Origin of the sequence: Amycolatopsis silviterrae (assembly GCF_042684085.1) — a bacterium.
Lineage (GTDB): Bacteria > Actinomycetota > Actinomycetes > Mycobacteriales > Pseudonocardiaceae > Amycolatopsis > Amycolatopsis silviterrae.
Window position 1 is genome coordinate 439,092 of sequence record NZ_JBHUKS010000015.1, and the last position, 22,463, is coordinate 461,554.

Annotated in this window: 18 protein-coding genes; 10 read left to right on the top strand and 8 right to left on the bottom strand. The window is 70.7% G+C overall.

Annotation, left to right across the window (positions count from 1 at the left end; translation table 11 throughout):
- The first annotated feature begins 30 nt into the window (after positions 1-30).
- The 3 genes from ACFSVL_RS22650 to ACFSVL_RS22660 are packed head-to-tail and all read left to right on the top strand — an operon-like array spanning position 31 to position 4,331.
- The gene (locus tag ACFSVL_RS22650; protein ID WP_378307234.1) at positions 31-1,902 is read left to right on the top strand and encodes a primary-amine oxidase; all 1,872 of its coding nucleotides are present in this window, start codon (positions 31-33) and stop codon (positions 1,900-1,902) included.
- 26 nt (positions 1,903-1,928) lie between these two features.
- A complete protein-coding gene (locus ACFSVL_RS22655) occupies positions 1,929-2,717 on the top strand; it encodes a molybdenum cofactor biosynthesis F family protein (RefSeq protein WP_378307236.1) in 789 nt (262 codons plus the stop codon).
- 3 nt (positions 2,718-2,720) lie between these two features.
- Entirely contained in the window at positions 2,721-4,331 is a 1,611-nt protein-coding gene (locus tag ACFSVL_RS22660) for an amidohydrolase (protein ID WP_378307238.1), read from the top strand.
- Here ACFSVL_RS22660 and ACFSVL_RS22665 read toward each other — a convergent pair.
- Together ACFSVL_RS22665 and ACFSVL_RS22670 are read right to left on the bottom strand one after the other, a co-directional pair.
- Positions 4,249-5,790, bottom strand: a complete 1,542-nt coding sequence (locus ACFSVL_RS22665) for a hypothetical protein (RefSeq protein WP_378307239.1) — start codon at positions 5,788-5,790, stop codon at positions 4,249-4,251. The genes ACFSVL_RS22660 and ACFSVL_RS22665 overlap by 83 nt on opposite strands.
- A 31-nt stretch (positions 5,791-5,821) precedes the next feature.
- Positions 5,822-7,261 carry a GMC family oxidoreductase gene (locus ACFSVL_RS22670; protein ID WP_378307241.1) on the bottom strand — a complete coding sequence of 480 codons (1,440 nt, stop codon included), beginning with the start codon at positions 7,259-7,261 and terminating at the stop codon, positions 5,822-5,824.
- Between the two features lie 143 nt (positions 7,262-7,404).
- Between ACFSVL_RS22670 and ACFSVL_RS22675 the strand changes: the two genes are divergently transcribed.
- Positions 7,405-8,841: an aldehyde dehydrogenase family protein gene (locus ACFSVL_RS22675; RefSeq protein WP_378307243.1), complete on the top strand. Its 1,437-nt coding sequence runs from the start codon at positions 7,405-7,407 to the stop codon at positions 8,839-8,841.
- Between the two features lie 39 nt (positions 8,842-8,880).
- Here the strand turns inward: ACFSVL_RS22675 and ACFSVL_RS22680 are convergent, their stop codons facing one another.
- The 5 genes from ACFSVL_RS22680 to ACFSVL_RS22700 all read right to left on the bottom strand — a co-directional run bounded on the left by ACFSVL_RS22680 (position 8,881) and on the right by ACFSVL_RS22700 (position 17,512).
- Positions 8,881-9,855: an alpha/beta hydrolase gene (locus tag ACFSVL_RS22680; protein WP_378307244.1), complete on the bottom strand. Its 975-nt coding sequence runs from the start codon at positions 9,853-9,855 to the stop codon at positions 8,881-8,883.
- The gene (locus ACFSVL_RS22685; RefSeq protein WP_378307246.1) at positions 9,852-11,132 is read right to left on the bottom strand and encodes a hypothetical protein; all 1,281 of its coding nucleotides are present in this window, start codon (positions 11,130-11,132) and stop codon (positions 9,852-9,854) included. The genes ACFSVL_RS22680 and ACFSVL_RS22685 overlap by 4 nt, the downstream gene beginning before the upstream one ends.
- Complete coding sequence (locus ACFSVL_RS22690; RefSeq protein ID WP_378307248.1) at positions 11,129-14,824, bottom strand: serine/threonine-protein kinase; 3,696 nt, start codon at positions 14,822-14,824, stop codon at positions 11,129-11,131. Before ACFSVL_RS22690 ends, ACFSVL_RS22685 begins: the two co-directional genes overlap by 4 nt.
- A 59-nt stretch (positions 14,825-14,883) precedes the next feature.
- Complete coding sequence (locus ACFSVL_RS22695; protein WP_378307250.1) at positions 14,884-16,239, bottom strand: serine hydrolase domain-containing protein; 1,356 nt, start codon at positions 16,237-16,239, stop codon at positions 14,884-14,886.
- A gap of 85 nt (positions 16,240-16,324) precedes the next feature.
- A complete protein-coding gene (locus tag ACFSVL_RS22700) occupies positions 16,325-17,512 on the bottom strand; it encodes an amidohydrolase (protein ID WP_378307252.1) in 1,188 nt (395 codons plus the stop codon).
- Positions 17,513-17,668: 156 nt separating this feature from the next.
- On the opposite strand from ACFSVL_RS22700, the gene ACFSVL_RS22705 reads away from it, so the two are divergent.
- Together ACFSVL_RS22705 and ACFSVL_RS22710 are read left to right on the top strand one after the other, a co-directional pair.
- A complete protein-coding gene (locus tag ACFSVL_RS22705) occupies positions 17,669-18,538 on the top strand; it encodes an oxidoreductase (RefSeq protein WP_378307254.1) in 870 nt (289 codons plus the stop codon).
- 293 nt (positions 18,539-18,831) lie between these two features.
- A complete protein-coding gene (locus ACFSVL_RS22710) occupies positions 18,832-19,383 on the top strand; it encodes an HAD family acid phosphatase (RefSeq protein ID WP_378307256.1) in 552 nt (183 codons plus the stop codon).
- Between the two features lie 53 nt (positions 19,384-19,436).
- Here the strand turns inward: ACFSVL_RS22710 and ACFSVL_RS22715 are convergent, their stop codons facing one another.
- Positions 19,437-20,171 (bottom strand): SDR family oxidoreductase, encoded by a 735-nt coding sequence (locus ACFSVL_RS22715; protein WP_378307258.1) that lies wholly within the window; start codon positions 20,169-20,171, stop codon positions 19,437-19,439.
- 135 nt (positions 20,172-20,306) lie between these two features.
- Between ACFSVL_RS22715 and ACFSVL_RS22720 the strand changes: the two genes are divergently transcribed.
- The 4 genes from ACFSVL_RS22720 to ACFSVL_RS22735 are packed head-to-tail and all read left to right on the top strand — an operon-like array spanning position 20,307 to position 22,454.
- Positions 20,307-21,173 carry an RNA polymerase sigma-70 factor gene (locus ACFSVL_RS22720; RefSeq protein ID WP_378307260.1) on the top strand — a complete coding sequence of 289 codons (867 nt, stop codon included), beginning with the start codon at positions 20,307-20,309 and terminating at the stop codon, positions 21,171-21,173.
- Between the two features lie 20 nt (positions 21,174-21,193).
- On the top strand, positions 21,194-21,556 hold the full coding sequence (locus ACFSVL_RS22725) for a DUF5313 family protein (RefSeq protein WP_378307262.1): 363 nt from the start codon (positions 21,194-21,196) through the stop codon (positions 21,554-21,556).
- A 41-nt stretch (positions 21,557-21,597) separates the two neighbouring features.
- Positions 21,598-21,954 (top strand): metalloregulator ArsR/SmtB family transcription factor, encoded by a 357-nt coding sequence (locus ACFSVL_RS22730; RefSeq protein WP_378307264.1) that lies wholly within the window; start codon positions 21,598-21,600, stop codon positions 21,952-21,954.
- On the top strand, positions 21,951-22,454 hold the full coding sequence (locus tag ACFSVL_RS22735; protein ID WP_378307266.1) for an SRPBCC family protein: 504 nt from the start codon (positions 21,951-21,953) through the stop codon (positions 22,452-22,454). The genes ACFSVL_RS22730 and ACFSVL_RS22735 overlap by 4 nt, the downstream gene beginning before the upstream one ends.
- The last annotated feature ends 9 nt before the right edge of the window (positions 22,455-22,463 follow it).

The window sequence follows — 22,463 nt, forward strand, 5'->3', positions numbered from 1 at the left end:
AGACTGCGGCGAGGAGCGCGAAGGGACACCATGAGCAACGCACACCGCCACCCCCTCGACCCGCTGACCGCCGACGAGCTCGCCGCCGGCCGGGCAGTGCTGGAGGCGCAGGGGCTGGTCACCGAGACCACCCGGTTCCCGCAGGTCATCCCGGTGGAGCCGGACAAGGCCGCGGTACTGGCCGGAGCCCCGGCCGACCGCCGGATCCAGTTCACCCTGCTCGACACCGCGACCGGCGAATCGGCCGACGCGGTCGTGTCGGTGACCGGCGCGGAGCTGGTCAGCCACGAGAAGTGCGCCGAGGGCCAGCCGCCGTACCTGTTCGAGGAGTACGACCTGGCCGAGGCCATCACCAAGGCCTCCCCGGAGTGGCAGGCCGCGATGCACCGCCGCGGCCTCGGCGACCGCATCGAGCACGCGTTCTGCGCCCCGCTCGCCCCGGGCTACTTCGGCCGCGAGGACGAGACCGGCCGGGTCATCCGCTCGCTCACCTTCCTGCGCGAGGACGAGACCGACAACCCCTGGTCACGTCCGGTCGAGGGCCTGGTCGCGCACCTCAACCTCACCGAACAGCGTGTACTCCGGGTCGAGGACGAGGGCGACACCCCGGTCCCGGCGGACTCCGGCCGGTACGGCCACCACGAGCCGCGCACGACGCTCAAGCCGATCGAGATCACCCAGCCGGAAGGCCCGAGTTTCCAGGTCGACGGCTCGCTGGTCACCTGGGAGGGCTGGCAGCTGCGCGTCGGGTTCAACGCGCGCGAGGGCCTGACCCTGCACCAGCTGAGCTTCCAGGACCGTTCGGTGCTGTATCGCGCGTCGGTGCCGGAGATGGTGGTCCCGTACGGTGACACCTCGATCGGCCGGTTCTGGATCAGCTACTTCGACGCCGGCGAGTACCTGCTCGGCAAGAACGGCAACAGCCTCCGCCTCGGCTGCGACTGCCTCGGCGAGATCCGCTATTTCGACGCCTTCCTCGCCGACGACCACGGCCAGCCGGTGCGCGTGCCGAACGCGATCTGCATGCATGAGGAGGACTACGGGATCCTCTGGAAGCACACCGATCTCGACGGCAACGCCGAGGTCCGCCGTTCGCGCCGGCTGGTGATCTCGTCGATCTCCACCATCGGCAACTACGACTACGGCTTCTTCTGGTACCTCTACCTCGACGGCACCATCGAATGCGAGGCCAAGGCGACCGGCATCGTCTTCTCCGGCGCGGGCGAGCCCGGGGTCGCGCAACCGCACGCGTCCGAGATCGCGCCCGGCCTGTTCGCGCCGGTGCACCAGCACCTGTTCTGCGCGCGGCTCGACTTCGCGGTCGACGGTCAGCGCAACTCGGTGTACGAAGTGGACACTGTCGGCATCCCCATCGGCGAGAAGAACCCGTACGGCAACGCTTTCACCTGGAACGCCACGCAGCTGCGCACCGAACAGGAAGCGAAGCGGCACGCGAACCCGGCGACCGCGCGGGTGTGGGAAGTCCGCAGCACCGAGCACACCAACCGGCTCGGCGCGCCGACCGCGTACCAGCTCGTCCCGCGTCCGTCGGCAACCCTGATGGCGCAACCGGAATCGACCGTGTACCAGCGCGCGACGTTCGCCACTAACCACCTGTGGGTCACGCCGTACGCGGCCGAGGAACGCTTCCCGGCGGGCGACCGCCCCAACGCGCACCCGGGCGGGGCCGGCCTGCCCGCGTGGACAGCGGCCGACCGCTCGATCAGCGACACCGACGTTGTGCTGTGGCACGTCTTCGGCCCCACGCACATCCCGCGTCCGGAGGACTGGCCGGTCATGCCGGTCGACTACTCCGGATTCATGGTGCGCCCCTACGGGTTCTGCGACCGGAACCCGGCACTCGACCTGCCCTCGGCCGCCCACGGCCACTGTGACCACTGACCACTGTGAACACTGAGGAAGGCTTTATGCCCGCGACCAATCTGTCCGACACCTCCACCTGGCTGCCGCTCGACGGTCTCGCGCCCGGCTTCGACGCCAACAAAGCGGCCACTGTGGACGATCTGAACAACCAGTCGTTCACTTTGGACTGTGCCGACGGCGGCACCCTCTCGATCAGCTTCGACGGCGGCCGCGCGTCCTGGAACGAGGACGGCACCACCGGCGAGACCGCGTCCGAAACCTTCCTGGTGGACGCCGGGCTTTTCTACGTGCAGTTCCACCCCGGCGCGGAAACGTCGTTCAGCCTGCTGCTGGACGTACGCCAGGGCCGCGCGCTGGTGATCACGAGCACGATCGGCGACGGACTTCCCCGCGTGACGCAACGGTTCCGGCCCGCGACCATCCAGGGTCGCGAGGCGCACGGCGAGGAAATCGCGCCCAGCACCGCGCTGATCGGCCGCCGCGTGCAGTGGGTCTACAGCGAAGAGCACGCGTACGAGCACGTTTACCTCACCCCGCACTGGTACAGCTGGCAGTGCCTGTCCGGACCGGAGCGCGGGCTCGCCGACACCGACGAGAACTCCGTCTACCAGATCCGGCCCGGGATTTACGTGTTCACCTGGCGGGAGAAGGTCATCCCGTGCGCGTCGGTGACCGTCGCCGACCACCGCAATGTGCGGGACCTGCGGTCGCACGGCTCGCTGTTCGGCCTCGGCGAGGACGGCACGACGCCAACGCACTTCACCTTCGGCGCGTACGGCAGGCTGCTCAGCAACACCGTCTATTCGCCGGACTACGACCCCGCTGGACAGTGACCCGTGGCGCCTGAACTGCTCCTCACCAACGCCACTGTGTACACAGTGGACGAAGACCGGCCGTGGGCGACCTCGCTCGCGGTGGAGAACGGCCGGGTGACGACCGCCGCGGCCGGTCCGGACACCGAGGTCCGCGATCTCGGCGGCGCGTTCGTGCTGCCGGGTTTCGTGGACGTGCACAGCCACCACGCGCTCGCCGGGCGCGAATTGTTCGAGCTGCGCCTGGAAAGCGGCTCCGGACTGGACGAAATCCTCGCTGCGGTAAGGGAATGGGCGGCGGGGCTCGGTCCGGACGAGTGGATCGTCGGCGGTGCCTGGCCGTCCACTTTGGCCCCGGAGCTTGGCCACGATTCGGTGCGGCGGGCGCTGGACGAGGCGGCGGGCGGGCGGCCGGTCGTGCTCATGGAGGACAGCAGGCACAACCGGTGGGCGAGCAGCCGGGCGCTGGAACTGGCCGGGATCACCGAGTCCACTTCGGACCCGGCGGGCGGCACGATCCACCGCGACCTCGACAGCGGCGCGCCGACCGGGTTGCTCATCGAGACCGCGGGTTTGGCGGTGGAGCGGGCGATGCGGGACACCCGCACGCTCACCGCCGAACAGCACGCCGAAGCGTCGCGGCGAGCGATCGAGATCCTGCACTCGTACGGGATCACCGCGTTCCAGGACGCCGGGGCCACCCTCGACATCCTCGCCGCGCTGAAAACCCTGGACGACGCGGGCGAACTGGCCGCGTGGGTCGTGTCGTCGATGCTGGTGAACGACCCGATCTTCGGCGCGGACCCGATCGGCAAACCGCTGCTCGACCGCGCCGCGGAGTACCGCAGCGAGCACCACCGGCCGGACTTCGTGAAGATCTTCCTCGACGGCACCCCGCCCGCGCACACCGCGGCGTTCCTGGAGCCGTATCTGCACCACGAATGCTTTTGCGGCGACACCACCATGCCGCCGGAGGAACTCGCGGGCTGGCTGGACGTCGCGGCCGCGGCCGGGCTGTCGGCGAAGATCCACTGCGCGGGCGACGCGGCCGTCCGGGCCACTTTGGACGCTGCCGGAAACCTCCGCGCCCGCGGCGACTACACGACGAAAATCCAGGTGGCACACGGACAGTTCGTGCACCCGGACGACCTGGAACGGTTCGCGACCCTCAACGTGTCAGCGGACATCTCGCCGTTTCTGTGGGTGCCCGGCGTCATCCCGGACGCCATCGCCCAGGTCATCCCCGCCGAACGCGCGGCCCGGATGCAGCCGAACCGCACCCTGCTGGACACCGGCGCGCTGGTCGCCGGGGGTTCGGACTGGCCGGTGAGCGAATCCCCGAACGCCTGGGAGGGCATCGAGGGCCTGATCACCCGCCAGGACCCGTACGGCAAGCACCCCGGGAGCCTGTGGCCGGAGCAGGCGATCACGCTGGCCGAGGCGATCCAGGTGTTCACGCTGAACTCGGCGCAGGCTTGTGGGCTGGATGACGTGACGGGGTCGTTGAAGGTCGGGAAGTCGGCGGATTTTGTGGTGTTGGATCGGGATCCGTTTAGGACGCCGGCGGGGGAGCTGGCGGGGATTGGGGTGCGGGAGACGTGGTTTGGCGGTAAGAGGGTGTTTGTGCGGGAGTAGGGGTCGTGAGTGGCAATCCCGGTTCTAACCGTGATTGCCACTCACGACCTCCCCGCTCCTCCGGCACCAGCAGCACCACCCGCGCAGGCACCCCCGCCGCAGCGTAGGCAGCCAGCCGGTGATGCCCGTCCAGAACAACCCCCAGCAGAAACCGTTCGTGCCACTGCGCGCTGACGTACCGGTCCTCCGCCCACGCCAGCAGCAACGCCGCCGGGCGTTCGCCACGAGCGATAGCTTCCGCATAACGGCCGACTACCGAAGAGTCCAATGTGGCCAGTGGTTGCGCCGGAACCACGCTGCCGTACGTCGGCATCTCGCCGGGAAGCACCTGCGGGACTTGAAAATGCTCGATCCCCGGCCAGAAAGATTCCTCGTCCCACTCACCGCGCGTCTCGACGCGCCGCAGCCACCACGACTCCTCCGCCGTCCGCACTCGTTCGAGCGGCAGGTCGGCCAGCAGCATCCGGTAGTGCCCGGTCTCCAGCTCCCCGAGCAGAGGTTCGAGCGCCCGCACGGTCTCGGTGGTGAGTTCGCTTGGCGCAGCAAGGACTTCCCGCACCTGGGCAGCACCGGCCAACGCTTCGGCGGGACCAAACCCCAGCAGGCTCAGCATCGTCTCGCAGGTTTCGCACCCGGATCCGACGCCGTAGCGCGCCCGCTCCCCGACATACAGCGTCTGATCCCAGCGCGGCCACATCGACCCCGGCAGCGACGGGTCGTACTCGACACGCACCCGCGCCCGGCCCTCGTCGACGGAAAACCGCACTGCGCAAGGCGAATCGACGACGCCCCGCACCTCCGGAACCGGCGCGGCACCGAGATCGAGCCCCGCCCACGCCCGGCGGATGTCGCCAGAGATGAGCGGAGACCGCCCGGTGAGCCGCACCAGCGCCCGATGAACGTCCCCGGCAGGCAGCTCCGGGCCGTTCACCAGCCAGTCGAGCAGCACCGGCACCGCGGCCGGATCGCCCATCTCCTCCAACGCGACCGTCAGGAAAGCGTGCTTGGTCCCGGCGAACGCGGACAGCCGCCGGGCGATCGGCACGGTCCATTCGCGCGCACCGAGCCGGGCCAGCGCGAGCGCCGCCCGGCCGCACAGATCGTCGTCCTTCAGCAGCGCTCCCAGCGCTTTCGCCCGCCGCCGGTCGCCGGACAGCCCCAACGCGTCGATGACCGGCAGCTCATAGCCCAGCTCCTTGACCAGCTGATCGAGCACCGCCGCGGGCACCGTCAGCCCCCTCCGCACCGCCGACGTCAGCAGCTCGGCCGTGCGGAGCTGGGCCAGCAGGTCGAGCAGGACCCCATCCGCCTGGAGCAGATCCAGCAGATACCCGAGCCGCCGACGCTGCTCGTCGTTCGCCTCCGGGTACAGCTCGCCCACTCGCGCGGCCAGGCCCGAAGGCGGGTTGGCGGCCAAAGCGTCGAGTGCCGGATAGTCGGCGGCGAGCAGATCTTCCATGCGCCTGAGCCTACTGACGCGTTCACCCGGTTTACGCCAGCAGGAACTCCGCCACCCGTTCGCCCATCAGCACCGCGGGCGCGTTGGTGTTCCCGCTGATCACCCGCGGCAGCACGGAGGCGTCCGCGACCCGCAGCCCGGACACCCCGCGCACGGCGAGCTCCGGGTCCGTCACCGCCATCTCGTCGGTCCCCATCCGGCAGGTGCCCACCTGGTGGTGATAGGTGATCGCGGTGCGCCGCACATACTCCCGCACGTCCGCCGGGCCCGGGTACAGCTCCCGCGCGCCCCACTCCTCGGCCAGCGCCGGAGCCTGGCCGATCAACCGGCACTGCTCCACCGACGCCACCAGGCTCTCGAAGTCCGCCGGGTGCGCGAGCGCGGCGAGGTCGATCAGCGGCATCTCGCCCGGGTCGGCGCTGCGCAGCCGCAGCGTGCCCCGGCTCTGCGGCGTGATCATGCCCGCCATCAGCGAAAACCCGGTCGAGGGCCCGGTCATCCACGGTTCGTACATCGGCACGCTGAAGTGGATCGGCTGGGTGTCGGGCACCGCCAGGCCCGGGCGGCTGCGCCAGAACAGGTGCGTCTGCGTCACCGAACGGCCGGTCCGCGGCGGCTCGACCTCGCGCCGGTCGGTGGCGAACAGGACCGGCGACAGCAGGTGGTCATGCAGGTTCTCGCCGACGCCGGGCAGGTCGGCGACGACGTCCACGCCCAGCGCGGCGACGTCGTCGGCCGGGCCGATTCCGCTGCGCAGCAGGATCGCCGGGGACGCCAGCGCGCCGGCGGCGAGCACGACCTGGTCGGCGAACAGCGGCTCCACTTCGCCGTCGATCTCCGCCAGGACGCCGATGCAGCGGTCGCCCTCGAACAGCACCCGATGCACCAGCGCGCCGGTCCGCACGGTCATCCGCTCGGCGACCGGTTCGCCGTAGCAGAGCCAGGTGTTGCGCCGCCGTCCGCCGGTCATCGTGACCTGCTGCACGGAGATCCCGTCGAGGACGCCGTTGTTGTAATTGTCGTTGTACGGCAGGCCGATCTCTTGCGCGGCGTCCATAATGGACTGCTGGATCGGCTGCAGCGGATCGTGCTGTTCCAGGTCGAGCAGGTCGCTCTCGATCCGCTCGTAGACCGGGCGCACGTCGTCCCAGGCCCAGCCGGGCAGCTCCCAGCCGTCGTAGTCCGCCGCCGCGCCGCGGACCCAGATCATCGCGTTCAGCGAATGCGAACCGCCGAGCACCTTGCCGCGCGGCAGATGCAGCCTCCGGTTGCCGGCGTGCGGTTGCGGCACCGTGTAGTAGTCCCAGTCCTCGGCGGCGTGCCACAGCTCCCCCGCGCGCGACGGGTCGTGGATCGCCGCGTTCGTGTCCGGTCCGCCCGCTTCCAGCAAGGTCACCTTCGCGCCCGCGTCGACCAGCCGCCGGCACACCACCGAGCCCGCCGAGCCCGCACCCACCACGATCACGTCCATGCCCCCGATCCTGACCGGTCCCCCGGCCGCGCCCGCGATTGTCTTCACTGGCCGACAACGGGCGTGCCCTCGCGGACAAGACCGCTCGCCGGTCGCGCGCCGATACTCGGAAGCGACCAGAAGATTTGGGACTAGGGAGCGCCATGCCGACACGCCTGTTCATCGACGGTCAGTGGACCGAGGCCGGCGGGGAGCCCGTCCCGACCCGCGATCCGGCCACCGGCACGGTTCTCGAAGACGTCGGGACGGCGACTCAGGCCGACGTCGACGCCGCGGTCGCCGCCGCGCGCCGCGCGCTGACCTCGCCGGAATGGGCCGGGCTCGCCCCGGTGCAGCGGGCCAAGCTGCTGTTCCGGCTCGCCGACCTCGTCGAGGAGCACCACGAGGAACTCGCCGCGCTGGAAACCCGCGACCAGGGCCAGCCGATCGGCATCTCGCGCCAGGTGAGCGTCACCGGCGCGGCCGAGCACCTGCGCTACTTCGCCGGCTGGGTCACGAAGATCCAGGGCACCACGAACCCGATTTCGTTCCCGGACACCCTGCACTACACCCGCCGCGAGCCGGTCGGCGTGAACGCGCTGATCACGCCGTGGAACTTCCCGCTGATGATCCTGGTGTGGAAGCTCGCGCCGGCGCTGGCCACCGGCAACACCGTGGTGATCAAGCCGAGCGAGGTCACGCCGCTGACCAGCATCCGGCTGGTGCAGCTGGCCGAGCAGGCCGGGATCCCGGCGGGCGTGGTCAACCTGGTGACCGGCGACGGCCCGGTCGGCGCGATGCTGAGCGCGCACCACGACGTCGACCACGTCTCCTACACCGGTTCCACCGCGGTCGGGAAGCTCATCACCGCGGCGAGCGCCGAGTCCAACCTCAAGCGGCTGACCCTCGAACTGGGCGGCAAGGCCCCGAGCATCATCGCCGCGGACGCCGACCTGGACGCAGCCGTCGCGGGCAACCTCGCCGGCGCGACGCTGAACACCGGACAGGTCTGCGCGGCGTACACCCGGTTCTACGTGGATCGCAAGCGCGAGCAGGAGTTCGTCGAGAAGATGGCCGCCGGGCTCGCCGGGCTGCAGGTCGGCCCTGGCCTGGAGGAGACGACGCAGGTCGGCCCGCTGGTGTCGGACAAGCACCGCAGGCACGTGGCCAACCTCGTGGCGACCGGCCGTTCCGAGGGCGCGGACCTGATCACCGGCGGCTCGGAGGTCGACCGCGACGGCTACTTCTACCAGCCGACCCTGTTCGCGGGCGTCACCGACTCGATGACGATCATGCGCGAGGAGATCTTCGGCCCGGTGCTGGCGGTGACCCCGTACGACGACCCGGACGAACTGGTCGCCCGCGCGAACGACACCCAGTACGGCCTCGCCGCGACCGTCTGGACCCGCGACATCCGCACCGCGCAACGCTATGCGGACGGGATCCGGGCCGGCGCGGTGTTCGTGAACATGCCGCCGATCCCGGACATGGCCGCTCCGTGGGGCGGGTACAAGGCGTCGGGCTGGGGCCGCGAGATGGGCCCGTGGGCGCTGGACGCGTACACCGAGACCAAGGCGGTGTGGCTGCACTACGGCTACTGAACGCCGCCAGGGCCTGGCAGCCGGTCTGCCGGGCCCCGGTCAGCGCGCGAGTTCGGCCAGCGACAGCAGCAGATGCGCCGACTCCGGGTACCAGATGTCCGAATGCGCCCCGGCTGGATTCCACCACCGCCCGCGCCGGAACCGCCAGCCCGACTCGACATTGACGATCCGCCGGTCCATTTCGGACCGTGAATACTCCGCTGCCACCTTGTGCAGCACGGTGTTCGCGACGTCCTCGGCGGGTGCTTTCACCCCGACGTTCCCGATCCCCGGCACGCGTTCCGCCAGCCGGTGCCACAGCCCGGTCGCCCGGTCGAACCGGGAACGGGTCAGCACGATCGGCCCGTTGATCGGAGCGTCGCGCAGCACCGGGGCGAACCGGTCGGTGAAAATATCCGGGCGAGCAGCCATCTGGAACACCAGCAGAGTGTCCACAGTGTACGGATAACGCGGGTCGGCGCGGTCCCAGCCGAGCACCGGCGGACCGTCGCCCGCAGCCGCCTGCACTGCCTCCACCACGAACCGGCCGCCGAAAGAATGCCCGACGCAGTGCAGGTATTGCCCGGTGACAGTCCGCAGACTCGGTGCGCTTCCCGGCAATTGCCGTTCCGCGTTCAGGTACCCGAGCAGCTGGCCGAGCGCCTCGGCGGCCCGGCCTTCGGTGGTCATCTTGTGCGCGCGATCGCGGATCCGCCGGTAGCCGGTCAGGAACGGATTGCTCATCGACGGCCAGCGCACCATCACGTAAAACCCTTGCCATGCACCAAGTCCTTCATAGGACCCGGCCGCGTGGCGCTCTTCGAGCAGCGCGAAGAACTGCCGGGCCCGCCGGTCCGCGGTCTCCCGGTTGTTCTGCCAGCCGTGCACGAACACGACGATGTCCGTGCAGGCCGCCGGAACTTCCAGCCACCGCGCCAAAAACCGCGGCACCGCCTCGGCCGGCACCGGGCCACCGGTTTCCGGGTCCACGAAATCGCCGTGCTCGTCGAGGTCGAGGATCACCGGTTCGGTCACGGCCGCCCTTCCTGCCACAGATGGACGTCGATCCCGCGATACAGCGAGAACATCAGCCCGAGCGGATTGTGGTGGTCGTCGGCGAACGACCGCGCCAGCGACCGCACGATGTCGCCCAGTTTCCCGCCGGAATCGATGAATTCGGTGAACAGCCGCTGCGAGTACTCGCACGCGAACGCCGGCGGCAGGTCGATCTGCGGGCCGATCAGGCAGCGTCCGCCGTTGCCGAGCAGCGCCTTGCCGAACGCCGAGTAGAACGCCGACGTCACCTGTCCGCCCTGGCACGCCCCGACGTACACGAACGGCCGCGTCGGCAGCGGAGCCTCGGCCAGCCACGCGGTCACGTCGGTGCCGTAGATCCGTTCGCCGTCGCCGAGCTTCAGATACGGCTGCTCGACCCGGCCGTCGGACGCGCTCACCTTGCCGTGGCAGCCGAAATACGTGACGTGGTCGGCGAAATCGCGGCTGCGGAAGTGCGCGGACAGCGTCTTCTTGTCCGGCCGCAGCACCACCTCCGCGCGGCCGTGGAAGAAATCGACCACCGGCGCGATGTAGGGCGTCTCCGGGAATTGCCGGTCCACGCCGTGGTCCACGTTGAGCCCGACGACCGGTTTCCCGCCGTCCACGGTGATCCGCGAGTCGAAGCCGTCGACCCGGGAGAAGGTGTGCTCCACGACGTGCCGGTATCCCCAGAACCCGGCGACCGCCCAGTTGCCGGCGTCCGGGTACTCGTCCGGCTGCCGCGGCGAGGTGTAGAGCATGCCCCACGGCACGATCAGGCTGTCCGATTCGATGCTGAGCACGTTCTCGCCCTCGGCGAGCGCCAGTTCCAGCAGCGAACGGATCCGCCGCAGCCCGGGGTCCTGGCCGGCGAACAGCAGCCGGTACATCAGATGCCCGGCTTCGGCGAGCGCGAACCCGGCCCGCTGCAACAGTTCCGGACGGCCGGACAGATCCCAGCCGTCGGCGAACGGATGCCGCCGCGGCCCGCGTTCGGACCGTTCGGCGAGGTCGACGACGTGACGCTGCCACGTTTCGCGGAGGATGTCGATCCGGGAGTTCAGCTCGTCGAGGCTGTGCGTGATCCGGCCCTGGTACCCGCCGCCGCCGTCCTCCGGGAACGCGCTCCCCCAGGCCTGCACGATCAGCCCTGGCACGTTAGGGAATTCGAGGAACCGCAGGTTGACCGTCCGCGCCCGGTTGTACGGCGGCACCGCGACGCGGCTCAGCCCGGCGGTGTTGTCGACGGTCACCTCAGTGTTCAGCTGACGGGTCATGTCGGCACCTCCACCGGCAGCGCGGCCGCGATTTCCAGGAGCAGCTGGGCGTCGTGCTCGCGGTAAATCCGGAACGCCAGCCGCAGCGGCCCCGGCACGCGGGGGACCACGGAGAACTCCGCCGGATCGCGCAGCCGGTCGCCGGTGATCCAGCCGACCCGCGACATCGGCTCGGCCACGCCGGGCGCGGCGTCGAGCAGCACCCGCACGCGCACCACCCCCGCCTGCACGGCCGCGGGTTCCTTGCGCCGCACCGAAACCGCGACCCGCACCGGCTGCCCGACGACCACCGGACCGTCGGAATCGCATTCGACAGTCGCCTCCAGCAACCCCGGCACCGGCCGCGGGACCTCGTCCGGCGGTCGCGCGGCGCGCGCCCAGAGCACCTTCCGGGAGTACAACGGTTGCTGCTCCGAATCCAGCTCCGCAGGGTGCACCGGATAACCGACCCGGCCGGTACGCCAGGTGGCGGGCCGCGAATCCGCCCGCCGGGAGTCGGCCCGCCGGGAATCCACGTGCCGGGAGTCAACGGTGCGCGAATCGACCTGGCGGGAATCCACGATCCGCGAATCGCCCACGCGCCGCGCGACCGACACCCGGATCGCGCTGCTGCGCATCGCCGACTCGTGCCGCACCGAGTCGAGCACCTCCACGTCCTCGTCGGCGGGAGCCCGCACCTCGGACGGAACCGTCTCCCGTTCCCCCGGCGGCGCTGAAATCCGTTCCGAGAGAAGGTGGTAGCCGCGCAGGCTCACCAGCCCGCTCTCCGCGTCGACGATGTCCACCAGCAACCGCAACCGGGCCAGCACCGCCTCGTTCCGTTGTGCGGCAGCCAACGCCACCGCCGAACCCAGCGCGTCCGCCACGGCACGCGCATCCCCTTCGCGATGAGCGGAATACGCGGCGTCGACCGCGTCCGCGAGCCCGGACGACTCGGTCGCGTCATCGGCCAGCCGCACGGAAACGGTCTCCGCCTCCGAATGCACCGGCCCCAGCTTCACCCACATCGCGATCAGCTGGGTCTCTTCCTCCCGCGCCATTCCCGACGGCACCAGCAAGTGCAGCGCGAAGCTCCGGGTCTCCCCCGCAGCCCAGACCCCGAGACCAAGCACCGCATCGCTGATTCCCCGCTCCGGCAACGGCAGCTCGCCTTCCACCGGCTCCACCTGGCGGACGCCGTACACCACGCAACCCGGTGCTTCGCGCACGAACAGCCGCATCTCGCCGCCGTCGGAACCGGCCGTGACCGCTACCGTCACGGTCGTGCGGTAAGTGCGCGGCGGCAGGTATCCGGGGTGGTGCACCACGACTCTCGGCCGCGAGTCCTGTTGCAGCGCCTCGGCACCGCGCACCCGGCTAGCGTGCTTTCGCAGCACCGGCCATCCCCGGTCCGAGTGCTCGCCGTAGATCTGGATGAGCTGGTTCCGGACTTCACGCAGGTCAGGCAGCCGGGCAGCGACGGACGGTTCGAAGGCCAGCCGCACGATGGTTTCCCCGACGACCGCGGTGAGCCGGTCCTGCTCGTCCTCGTCCAGGCCCAGCCCGCCGAGCCTGGACCACGCGACGGTGGCTTCGGCCAAGCTCGGCACCCCCGCGTCGCCCGGCCGGATCGCGGCGAGCGCTCGCACCGCGCCTGCCCGAGCGACGGCGGTCGAGGGCACGTCGTCCAGCACCGCGGCCGCACCCACCCGATCGCTCAGCCCAAGCCGGGCCCGCGCGAGCCCGAACGCCGCCGAAACCACGTTCCGATCGCGCACCCACACCGCTTCGTAATACCGCGCCGCGGGCGCGGGCATGCCGAGCAGTTCCGCGCAGAAACCCAACGCCAGCAACGGTGCCAGCTCTCCCGGAACCTGCCGCGCGCACTCGCGGAACCAGCTGTCCGCGGAGGCGATCGTCCCGTGCTCCAGCTCCGATACGGCATTGCCCCACCGCAACGCGACTTCTTCGCGCGCGGCGGGGAGCACGGACGGCAAAACCCTTGCCAGGTCATAGTGCCGCGGCGGCTCGTCGGCACGCAGCGGCGGCTCCCGGCCCCAAGCACTCCACTCCGGCACGCCGAGCCCGCCCGGGGCAAGTCCGCGAGGATCGCCGAACACTCGCGATGCGGCCGGACGCGGCACGCGGGTGCGCTGGCTGATCAACTGCCGCAGCACCCCGCGCAGCTGGTCGGCCATCTCGTCCGCGGTGCGGAATCGCAGGGCGAAATCGTCGGTCGCCCGGTCGATCAGCGCCCGCAGCATCTCCCACCCGACGCTCCGCGACCCGGGACACGCGCGCAGCAGCTCGGCCATCGTCCGGCCGACCGAATAGAGATCCGAGCGAACGCTAAGGCCCAGCTCGTGCAGTTCGGCGTCCGGCTGATAGCCCGGGGTGCCGACGATGACGCTGTCCCGGTCGTCCTCCCGGCGGACCGACCCGAGGTCCACCAGGGTGATCCGGTCGCCGTCCTGCAGCACGTTGTCCGGTTTCAGATCGACGTACAGCAACCCCCGCTCGTGCAGGTAGCCGACCGCCGCCAGCAGCTGCAGCCCGTACGCCGCGACGTGCTCCGGGCGCAGCCGTTTCGCCCGCCGGAGCACCGTCCGCAGCGAAATCCCGCGCACGTACTCCATCACCAGATATCCGGTGGGCCGGCCGGTGTCCGGATCCGGATGCTCGACGTGCGCGAGGGTGCGGACCACGTTCGGATGGTCCAGTTCCAGCAGCTGCGGGAGGACGGCGGCCTGCGCGGCGGCCAGCGCGCCGCGGCGGTCCCGTTCCTTGATCAAGCCCTTGAGCACCACGAACCGGCCGCCGTCCGCCTCGTCGCGGGCGAGGTAGATCCAGCTGTAGCCGCCGTGCGCGAGACAGCCGACCACCGCGTAGCGGCCGGCGACGAGCGTGCCCGGCTCCAGCGTGGGCAGGAAGGCGAACGGCGTGCCGCAGTGGACGCAGTAGCCGCGCACCCGGCCGGACCGGTCCGTGGTGCCGCGCCCGACCTCTCTCCCGCACGTCACGCAAAACCGATGCCGTTCCGGCAGCGCCGCGTCGGTCAGGACGGCGTCCAGCGGGTCCGGCGGAGCCGCCTTCGGCAGCGTGACCCGCAGCTCCCCGGCGTCCGGCGCGGGCAGGCTGCGGGCGACCAGCTCGTCGAGCCGGTCCTCCAGCGCGGAATCGGCGGTCACCCACTCGCGCACCTGCGGGAAGTACTCCAGCACGGTGTCCGCCGGGACCAGCCACTGCCCGTTCTCGGTCACCACGATCCCGAGCAGCCGCCCGGTGCCGCCGTCGAACACGGGACACCCGGAAAACTCCGCGCCCGCCGGGTCGTCCCGCAGAGTCAGCGGCACCCGTTCGCCGTCCGGTGCCCCGGTCGTGGCGTGCACCCAGATGCCGGAGTTGCCGGACAAAAGGCCGTGGAGCACGACCTCCCGCCCGGTTCCGGTCAGCCGCCGCAGCGTCGCGCCGGACCCGGCCGGGGTGTCCAGCTCAAGCAGCGCCAGATCCCCGCGCCCGTCCGCGAGCGGCGGGACCGCCCCGGCCAGCGACGCCGGACCGGCCGAGTCGACCTGAAAGGCGGTTTCGCCGCTCACCACGCGTGAGCTGGTGAGGACGTACCGGCCGCCGATCAGCACGCCGGCGCCGAGGAAACGGCCGTCGGCGGCGCGGATCTGCGTCTGCCCCGTATTCCACCCCAGATCGACGGCCACGAAGTCCGACTTTACCCGCCGCGACCGCCGGATCGGTCAGTTCGAGCAAAGCCGTCCGGTCATTCCGCGCGCCGGGTGGCCCTCCCCGAATGGACGTATCGCGCACGGCCGCTGCCGTCGTCGCCGAGGAACACGAGAGGCAGGTGGATCCCGCCCTGCGCCTCACGCAAGATCAACGTGTCGGCGCCGAGGCGGACCAGTTCGGACTTGCTGGCGGCGCTCAGTTCCGCGGCTGTCCCTTTTGGACGCTGCTCCAGCCAGACCCGGCCGTCGCCATCCTGGGAGATCACGAGATCGGCGACCGTGCTGGCGTAGGTGCCGAGATACCGGTCCGCGGCGAACGGTTCCGGTTCGGCGGGCGGACGAGGCGGCAGTGACACCTCGACGCCCGCGAATTCCTTGAGCAGCGCGGGAACGACGTCGGCGTACAGGCTCATCGCGTCGCCGCCGTTGGTCAGCAACGCCACCACGAGATCGCTGCCGGGCACCAGCCGCAGGAACGCCGCCTGCCCGATCGTGTTGCCGTCGTGGCCGAACACCTGGCCGCCCGGAGTGTCGAACAGCTCCCAGCCGAGGCCCCAGGCGTCGCCCATGATGCCGAGCGGCGGAAGGCTGACCTGGCGTTCCAGCATCGCCGCCGCGCTCTTCGCGCTCAGCACTCCGGCACCGCCCGCGAGGTGCATGCGGCCGAAGGCGAGCAGGTCCGCCGCGGACATCGCCAGCGACGACCCGGCCGGGCCGTTGGACCGCAGCATCGACCAGAACGGCGCGGGCACCGGATCGGCACCGGGCTCGGGTTCGAGGTGCCCGATCGCGGCGCGGAACCGGATCGCGTCGTTGGCGTTCGGCGAAAAGTGCCGGAGCTGGAGCGGGCCGGCGAGATGCTCGCGAAGGCAGTCCTCGTAATGCTTGCCACGCAGCACCTCGACGAGCCTGCCGAGGACGACGTACCCGGCGTTGTTATAGGAGAACAGCTCCCCGGGCGGAAAGAGCTGGGCCACCCCGTCGAGGGTCGCGACGAACTTCTCCACCGCGTCGTCGCCGGGACCGGTGTCGGTGAAGAGGTCGCCCTCGAACCCGGCGGTGTGGCTGAGCAGCTGGCGCACCGTGATGGCCGCTTCGCTCAGCTTGAGGTCGGGCAGGTACCGCCGGATCGGGGCGTCGAGATCGACCAGGCCCTCGTCCGCGAGCTGCAGGACGAGGGTCGCGGTCCAGACCTTCGTGATGGAGCCGATTTGGAATACCGAATCGGTCGTGGCAGTGACGCCGGTGCCCAGATTCAGCACCCCGGCGGCCGCGGTGGCCGTCTCTTCGCCGAGCGCCACCGCGAGCACGGCGGCGGGGACCCGGTGGTGTTCCAGCAGCGCGGGAAGTTCCTGCTCCAGCCGCCTGCGGAGAGCGTCGAGCTTGTCCATCCCGGGAAGGTAGCGCTCCGCCGGACCGGAAACTTCGTCCCAGCCTACGGAAAAACTCGCTCCGACCTGGAGAGATCGACCAACCTCACACCAGCGCCTCACCGTCTCGCGCGACCACCCGGCCGCCGGCGAGCACCAGCGCCCGCGCCGGCACCCGCGTCAACGCGTCCGGCACGTTCTCCGCCGCCACCAGCACCACGTCCGCCCGGCAGCCCGGAGCCAGGTCATGCCGCTCCCGGTCCACGAACGGCGCCGCCCGCCGCGTCGCCAGTTCGACCGCCGCCGTCAGGTCCTCGTCCGTCCGCAGCCCGTGCAACCGGGCGAAGCCGAGCGCGACCTGCAAAATGTCGCCGTCGCCGTACGGGGACCAGAGGTCGCGGATCCCGTCGGTGCCAAGGCCGACCGGAATCTCGCGCGCGGACAGCTCGGTCCATGGCAACGGGGCGACCCGCACCGGAGCGACGGTCGCCAGCGAGATGCCCGCCTCGGCGATCCGGTCGAGCAACGCCGCCTGCCGCGCCGGGGGCACCTCGCCGAGCGCGAAGCCGTGCGACACCGTTACTTTGCCCTGCAACCCCGCGCGCACAGTCCGGTCGGCGATCAGCTCGTACTGGAACGCGCCCAGCTCGCCGCCGTCGTGCAGGTGGATGTCGAGGCCGACGCCACGCCGCTCGGCGATCTCGAACAGCCCGTCGAGCTGGCCGACCGGGTCGCGGTCGATCCCCGCCGGGTCGAGGCCGCCGATCCGGCCCGCCCCCGCCGCCGCGGCCTCGTCGAGCAGCTTGAGCACGCCGGGCCGGCGCAGCACTCCGTCCTGCGGGAAGGCCACGATCTCGACCTCCACCGCGCCGCCCAGCCGTTCCGCGGCCTCCCGCACGATCTCGATGCCGCGCAGGCCGAGCCCGAGGTCGACGTCCACGTGGCTGCGCGCCGCCGTGGTGCCGTGCCGCAGAAACTCCCGCAACACCGTCTCGGCGATCTCGACGCTCGGGATCCCCAGCGCGTCCCGCTCGGCGCGCTCGTGCGCGATGCGGCCTTCGGTGGTCGCGACGCCGCCGTAGGAGACCCACGGCTTGCCCCACCAGCTCTTGTCGACGTGCGCGTGCGAGTTGACGAACCCGGGCAGCGCGAGCAGCCCCGCGCCGTCGATCCGCTCGCCTTCCACCGGAGCCGAGCCTGCGGGCCGGACAGCGGAAATACGGTCGCCGTCGAGGACGAGGTCGGCCAGGTCGCCGCCCCACGGGCGCACGCCGGTCACAGTGAGAGAAGCCATGCTAATGGTATACCAAACTGACAGGGTGTTGTCCCGCGATCCTGTCCCTGACACTCCCAGGACCGAGGGGTACTGGCCGCGCCGCGCCGCCGGAAGCACCATGGACGGCAGCCGCGGCGGCACCAGACCGGCGCGGCGGGAAAGAAGGGCGGAACATTGACCGACAACCTCCCCGGCGGGACGTTCACATTGGCCGGGCACCCCGTCGCCCGCCTGGGATACGGCGCGATGCAGCTGGCCGGCCCCGGCGTCTTCGGGCCGCCGACCGACCGCGCCGAGGCCCTCGCGGTGCTGCGCACGGCCGTCGAACTGGGCGTGAACCACATCGACACCGCGGACTTCTACGGGCCGCACGTGACGAACGAACTGCTCCGCGAAGCCCTCGCGCCGTACGACGGACTGCAGATCGTCACCAAGGTCGGCGCGGTGCGCGACGACACCGGCGGCTGGATCCACGAGCGTTCACCCGAGCAGCTGCGCGAACAGGTGGAGTCGAACCTGCGCAACCTCGGCGTCGAGGCACTCGACGTAGTGAACCTGCGCGTCGGCGGCGGACCGGACGGACACTCCCCGGTGCCCGGCTCGCTGGCCGAACCGTTCGGCGCGCTCGCCGAGCTGCGCCAGGAAGGCAAGATCAAGGAACTCGGCGTGAGCGTGGTCGACGCCGAGCAGGTCGCCGAGGCGCAGTCGATCGCGCCGGTGGTCACCGTGCAAAACTGGTACAACGTTGCCCACCGCGGGGACGAAAAGCTGATCGAATCCCTTGCCGGACAAGGCATTTCTTATGTCCCGTTCTGGCCGCTGGGCGGATTCAACCCCCTGCAGTCCGCGACCCTGGACGACGTCGCAACCCGCCTCGGCACCAGCCCGAAGGCCGTCGCACTGGCGTGGCTGCTGCACCAGTCGCCGAACATCCTGCTGATCCCCGGCACGTCGTCGGTGGCGCACCTGCGGGAAAACGTGGCCGCGGCGGAACTGGAACTGCCCGCCGACGCAGTGGCCGAATTGGACACGATCGCCGAGTAAGACTCTCCCCGCCGCGAGGCGGGACCTCAAGGCGACGCCATGGGGTGCGAATGCGGCCGTCCGCGAGGGGAACCCTCACAGACCCAGATTCCCTCAGGGTTCCCCTCACGGACCTTCCGATAACCTCGAGTCCCCGGACAAAGCGGAAAACACCACATCGGTTTCCGGTGAACACCCGAAGAATTCCCCGCCACCCCGTTCCGCCGACCCGACGAACGACGGTGCACCAAAGCGCACCGCCCGATTAGCGTGTCCGCTGGCAGTTTCCGCCACGCTAAGGAGAAAACGGGCCGATGAACGTCAAAAGCGCCTGCGCCGCAATTCTCGCCGTTGCCGCGCTGACCGCCGCTCCGGCCACCGCGTCGGCCGCGGTGTCCGAGCTGCCCAGTTACGACCAATGGCAGACCGACGTGCGCGCCGCCATCGATCCGGCCATTCCGTGGCTCACCGACCGGGTCGCGCGGGGCGGCTCGAAGCTCGCGATCGTGCTGGACATCGACAACACCTCGCTCGAAACCGAATACCACCCCGGCGAACCGAACCGGCCGGTGCTCGCGGTCGCCCAGTGGGCGGGCCAGCACCACGTTTCCGTGCTCTTCGTGACCGCCCGGACCAGCTCCTCCTCGGCCCGCACCCAGCTGAGCAGCGCGGGCTACCCGATCGACGCGATCTGCACCCGCAAGTCCGGCGAGGGCACCGCCGACGGCAAGCAGCGCTGCCGCGCCGACCTGACCGGCCAGGGCTACACGATCACCGCGAACATCGGCAACCGCACCACCGACCTCGAAGGCGGCGACTACGAAAAGGGCTTCAAGCTGCCGGACTACGACGGCCAGCTCTCGTAGCTCGTGCGTGGCGGTGCCGGTGAGAACCGGCAGCTTCTAACCGGCACTGCCACTCACGACGCCAGCCACTCCGCCAGCCCGACCTTCCCCCGCCACGCCCCTTCCGCCGGCACCAGGCTGTCCTTCCCCAGCACCGTCCCGAAGTACTGCGCGGCCGGGTCGGTCACCACCTCGCGCGGGTCCTTCCGCGCGGTCAGCACCCGCCGGATCCACTCGTCCATCGGCAGCACGTCCGGCCCGCCGATCTCGACGATCCCGCCGGCCGGCGAATCCGCCGCCGCCCGCGCGACCGCCACCGCGACATCCTCCGCCGCGATCGGCTGCGTGCCGCCGGAAGAAAGCCGCACCACGCCGTCCACCGTCGAGGTGTCGGCAATCGCGACCGCGAACTCCAGGAACTGCGTCGCGCGCACGATCGTGTAAGCCAGGCCGCTTTCCTGGATCAGCTTCTCCTGCGCGACCTTCGCCCGCAGATAACCGGAATCCGGCAGTTCGTCGGCGCCCACCACGGACAACGCGACGAAATGACCGACCCCGGCCTCGCGCGCGCCCTGCACCAGATTCCCGGTCGAGCGCTGGAAGAACTCCATTACGTCGTCGTCCGCGAACGACGGCGAATTCGACACGTCCACCAGCACGTCAGCACCCCGCAGCGCCTCGGCCAGCCCTTCGCCGGTCAGGGTGTTCACGCCGGTGCTCGGCGCGGCGGCCACGACCTCGTGCCCCTCCAGCAGCCGCACGACCTGCGAGCCGATCCGCCCGGTCCCGCCGATGACGACGATCTTCATGCCCGTTCCCTCCGTCTCCGCCGCGGCGGTCGCCGCGCTCGTCGCCAGTCAGGACCAGACAGCGCTCCGATTTGTGACACCCCCGCCCGCTAAGCTCGGAAACGCCAGCCGGACCAGGAAAGGAACCCGCCGCAGATGGAGGAACTCGCCGAGGCCGCCTCGGTGTTCGCGCAGGTCCGGCCGCGGCTGTTCGGGATCGCCTACCGGATGCTCGGCAGCGTCGCCGACGCCGAGGACCTGCTCCAGGACGTCTGGCTGCGCTGGCAGACCTGCGACCGCTCGGCCGTGCGCAACCCGGGCGCGTTCCTCGCCACCACCACGACCCGGCTGGCCATCACCGCGAGCCAGACCGCCCGCGCGCGGCACGAAACCTACGTCGGACCGTGGCTGCCCGAACCCATCGACGCCAGCGCGGACCCGCAACTGGGTGCCGAGCGCGCGGCCGCGCTGGAGGTGGCCGTGCTGTTCCTGCTGGAGAAGCTGCCGCCGACGGAACGCGCGGCGTACGTGCTGCGCGAGGCGTTCGACTATCCGTACCAGCAGATCGCCGACATCGTGCAGACCACCGAGGTGAGCGCGCGCCAGCTGGTCAGCCGGGCGCGCAAGCACCTCGCCGCGGAGCGCCGGACGCCGGTCGAACCGCCGGAACAGCGGCGGCTGCTCACCGCGTTCGTGGACGCCGCGCGCACCGGAGACCTGGCGACGCTGGAAAAACTGCTCGCCGAGGACGTCGTGAGCTACTCCGACGGCGGCGGCGTGGTCCGCGCGTCGCGGATTCCGGTGGTCGGCGCGGTCACGGTGGCGAAGTACGTCCGCGCGTTCGCCAGCCAGTTCTGGCCCGGCACCGAGGTGCGCTGGAGCGACGTCAACGGACGGCCGGCGGCGGTGGTGCGCCACGGCGACGACGTGCGCGCGGTGCTCACCCTGTCCGTCTCGGCCGAGGGCATCGACCGGCTGTTCTGGCTGATGAACCCGGAGAAGCTCGCCGCGTATACCGACTGAACCCGGGGTACCCGCCGGGCATGAAGCGTCCCGGCCCGGTGCGCTGGCTGCACTATGTCTACGGCGGGGTACTCCCCGAGGAGTACCGCGAGTGGGTGCTGCACGACGCGACCGCGAAAACCTGGGTGCTGCGCTTCGCGCTCCGGATCTGCGCCGAGGCGCTGCCCTGGCTGATCGCGGGCTACGTCGTGCTCCGCCTGGTCACGCCGATGCCCGCCGGGATGATCGTCGCCGCGCTGCTGATCAGCCTGCTGCTGAGCCTGTTCCTCACCGTCACCAGCGCCGACGAACTAGCCGAGGTCCGGCTCGCCAAACACGGTTTCCCGCCCGGCACCGGGAAAGCGGTCCGCAAACGCCGCGGCGGCGCGTCGACCTGGCCGTGACGCGCTTGCCGAACGCGTAACTACTGGGTTACGCTTCCGTCGTGGATCTGGTCGCCGGCGCGATCGCCGACCCGGTGCGGCGCGACATCCTGGCGCTGCTGCAACACCAGCGGCTCCCGGCCGGGGAAATCGCCGCGCACTTCGCCATCAGCAGGCCAGCGGTGTCGCGGCACCTGCGCGTACTGCGGGAAAGCGGCCTGGTGCGAGACGAACTCGTAGGCAGGCAACGGTTTTACACCCTCGATCCGCGGGGATTCGCCGAACTCACCGCCTGGCTCACCCGGCTCGTCGCCCCGCCCGCTTGGCAGCAGCGGCTCGACGCCCTCGAAACCGAGGTCCACCGCACCCGCCGCGAACGCCGCCGGGACACCTCTTCCGGAGAGGAACACACCGCATGAAGCCCGTGCCCACCGCCCGCGCCCACCGTGTCGCCGACAGCATCGACCTGGTCCTGCCGCGGACTTTTCGCGCGCCGATCGACGACGTGTGGGCCGCGCTCACCGAACCCGAACGCACCGCGCGCTGGTTCGGACCCTGGGAAGGCGACGGGACTCCCGGCCGGACGATCCGGGTCCAGATGGTGTTCGAAGAGGAGGAGCCGTGGATGGACCTCCGCATCGACGCCTGCGAACCGCCGCGGCGGCTGGCTGTTTCGTCCACCGACGAATCCGGCGCGTGGCGAATGGAGCTGCTGCTCGAGTCCCAGGGCGCGACGACGGGCCTCCGGCTGGTGCACCACCTGGACTCCGCAGCCAAGATCCAGGACGCCGGAGCAGGCTGGGAGTACTACCTGGACATGCTCGTCGCCGCCTTCGAGGACACCCCGCGGCCGGACTTCGCCGACTACCACCCGGCGATGACGCCCTATTTCGCCGATTTGGCCGGAAAGTTTTCCTGACCGCCCGTC

What these genes read in the sequence shown, in the direction of transcription:
- ACFSVL_RS22735 (WP_378307266.1), top strand. Translation starts at nt 21,951, where the DNA reads ATGAAGCCCGTGCCCACCGCCCGCGCCCACCGTGTCGCCGACAGCATC.
- ACFSVL_RS22655 (WP_378307236.1), top strand. Translation starts at nt 1,929, where the DNA reads ATGCCCGCGACCAATCTGTCCGACACCTCCACCTGGCTGCCGCTCGAC.
- ACFSVL_RS22695 (WP_378307250.1), bottom strand. Translation starts at nt 16,239, where the DNA reads ATGGACAAGCTCGACGCTCTCCGCAGGCGGCTGGAGCAGGAACTTCCC.
- ACFSVL_RS22670 (WP_378307241.1), bottom strand. Translation starts at nt 7,261, where the DNA reads ATGGACGTGATCGTGGTGGGTGCGGGCTCGGCGGGCTCGGTGGTGTGC.
- ACFSVL_RS22700 (WP_378307252.1), bottom strand. Translation starts at nt 17,512, where the DNA reads ATGGCTTCTCTCACTGTGACCGGCGTGCGCCCGTGGGGCGGCGACCTG.
- ACFSVL_RS22710 (WP_378307256.1), top strand. Translation starts at nt 18,832, where the DNA reads ATGAACGTCAAAAGCGCCTGCGCCGCAATTCTCGCCGTTGCCGCGCTG.
- ACFSVL_RS22650 (WP_378307234.1), top strand. Translation starts at nt 31, where the DNA reads ATGAGCAACGCACACCGCCACCCCCTCGACCCGCTGACCGCCGACGAG.
- ACFSVL_RS22675 (WP_378307243.1), top strand. Translation starts at nt 7,405, where the DNA reads ATGCCGACACGCCTGTTCATCGACGGTCAGTGGACCGAGGCCGGCGGG.
- ACFSVL_RS22685 (WP_378307246.1), bottom strand. Translation starts at nt 11,132, where the DNA reads ATGACCCGTCAGCTGAACACTGAGGTGACCGTCGACAACACCGCCGGG.
- ACFSVL_RS22725 (WP_378307262.1), top strand. Translation starts at nt 21,194, where the DNA reads ATGAAGCGTCCCGGCCCGGTGCGCTGGCTGCACTATGTCTACGGCGGG.
- ACFSVL_RS22720 (WP_378307260.1), top strand. Translation starts at nt 20,307, where the DNA reads ATGGAGGAACTCGCCGAGGCCGCCTCGGTGTTCGCGCAGGTCCGGCCG.
- ACFSVL_RS22665 (WP_378307239.1), bottom strand. Translation starts at nt 5,790, where the DNA reads ATGGAAGATCTGCTCGCCGCCGACTATCCGGCACTCGACGCTTTGGCC.
- ACFSVL_RS22715 (WP_378307258.1), bottom strand. Translation starts at nt 20,171, where the DNA reads ATGAAGATCGTCGTCATCGGCGGGACCGGGCGGATCGGCTCGCAGGTC.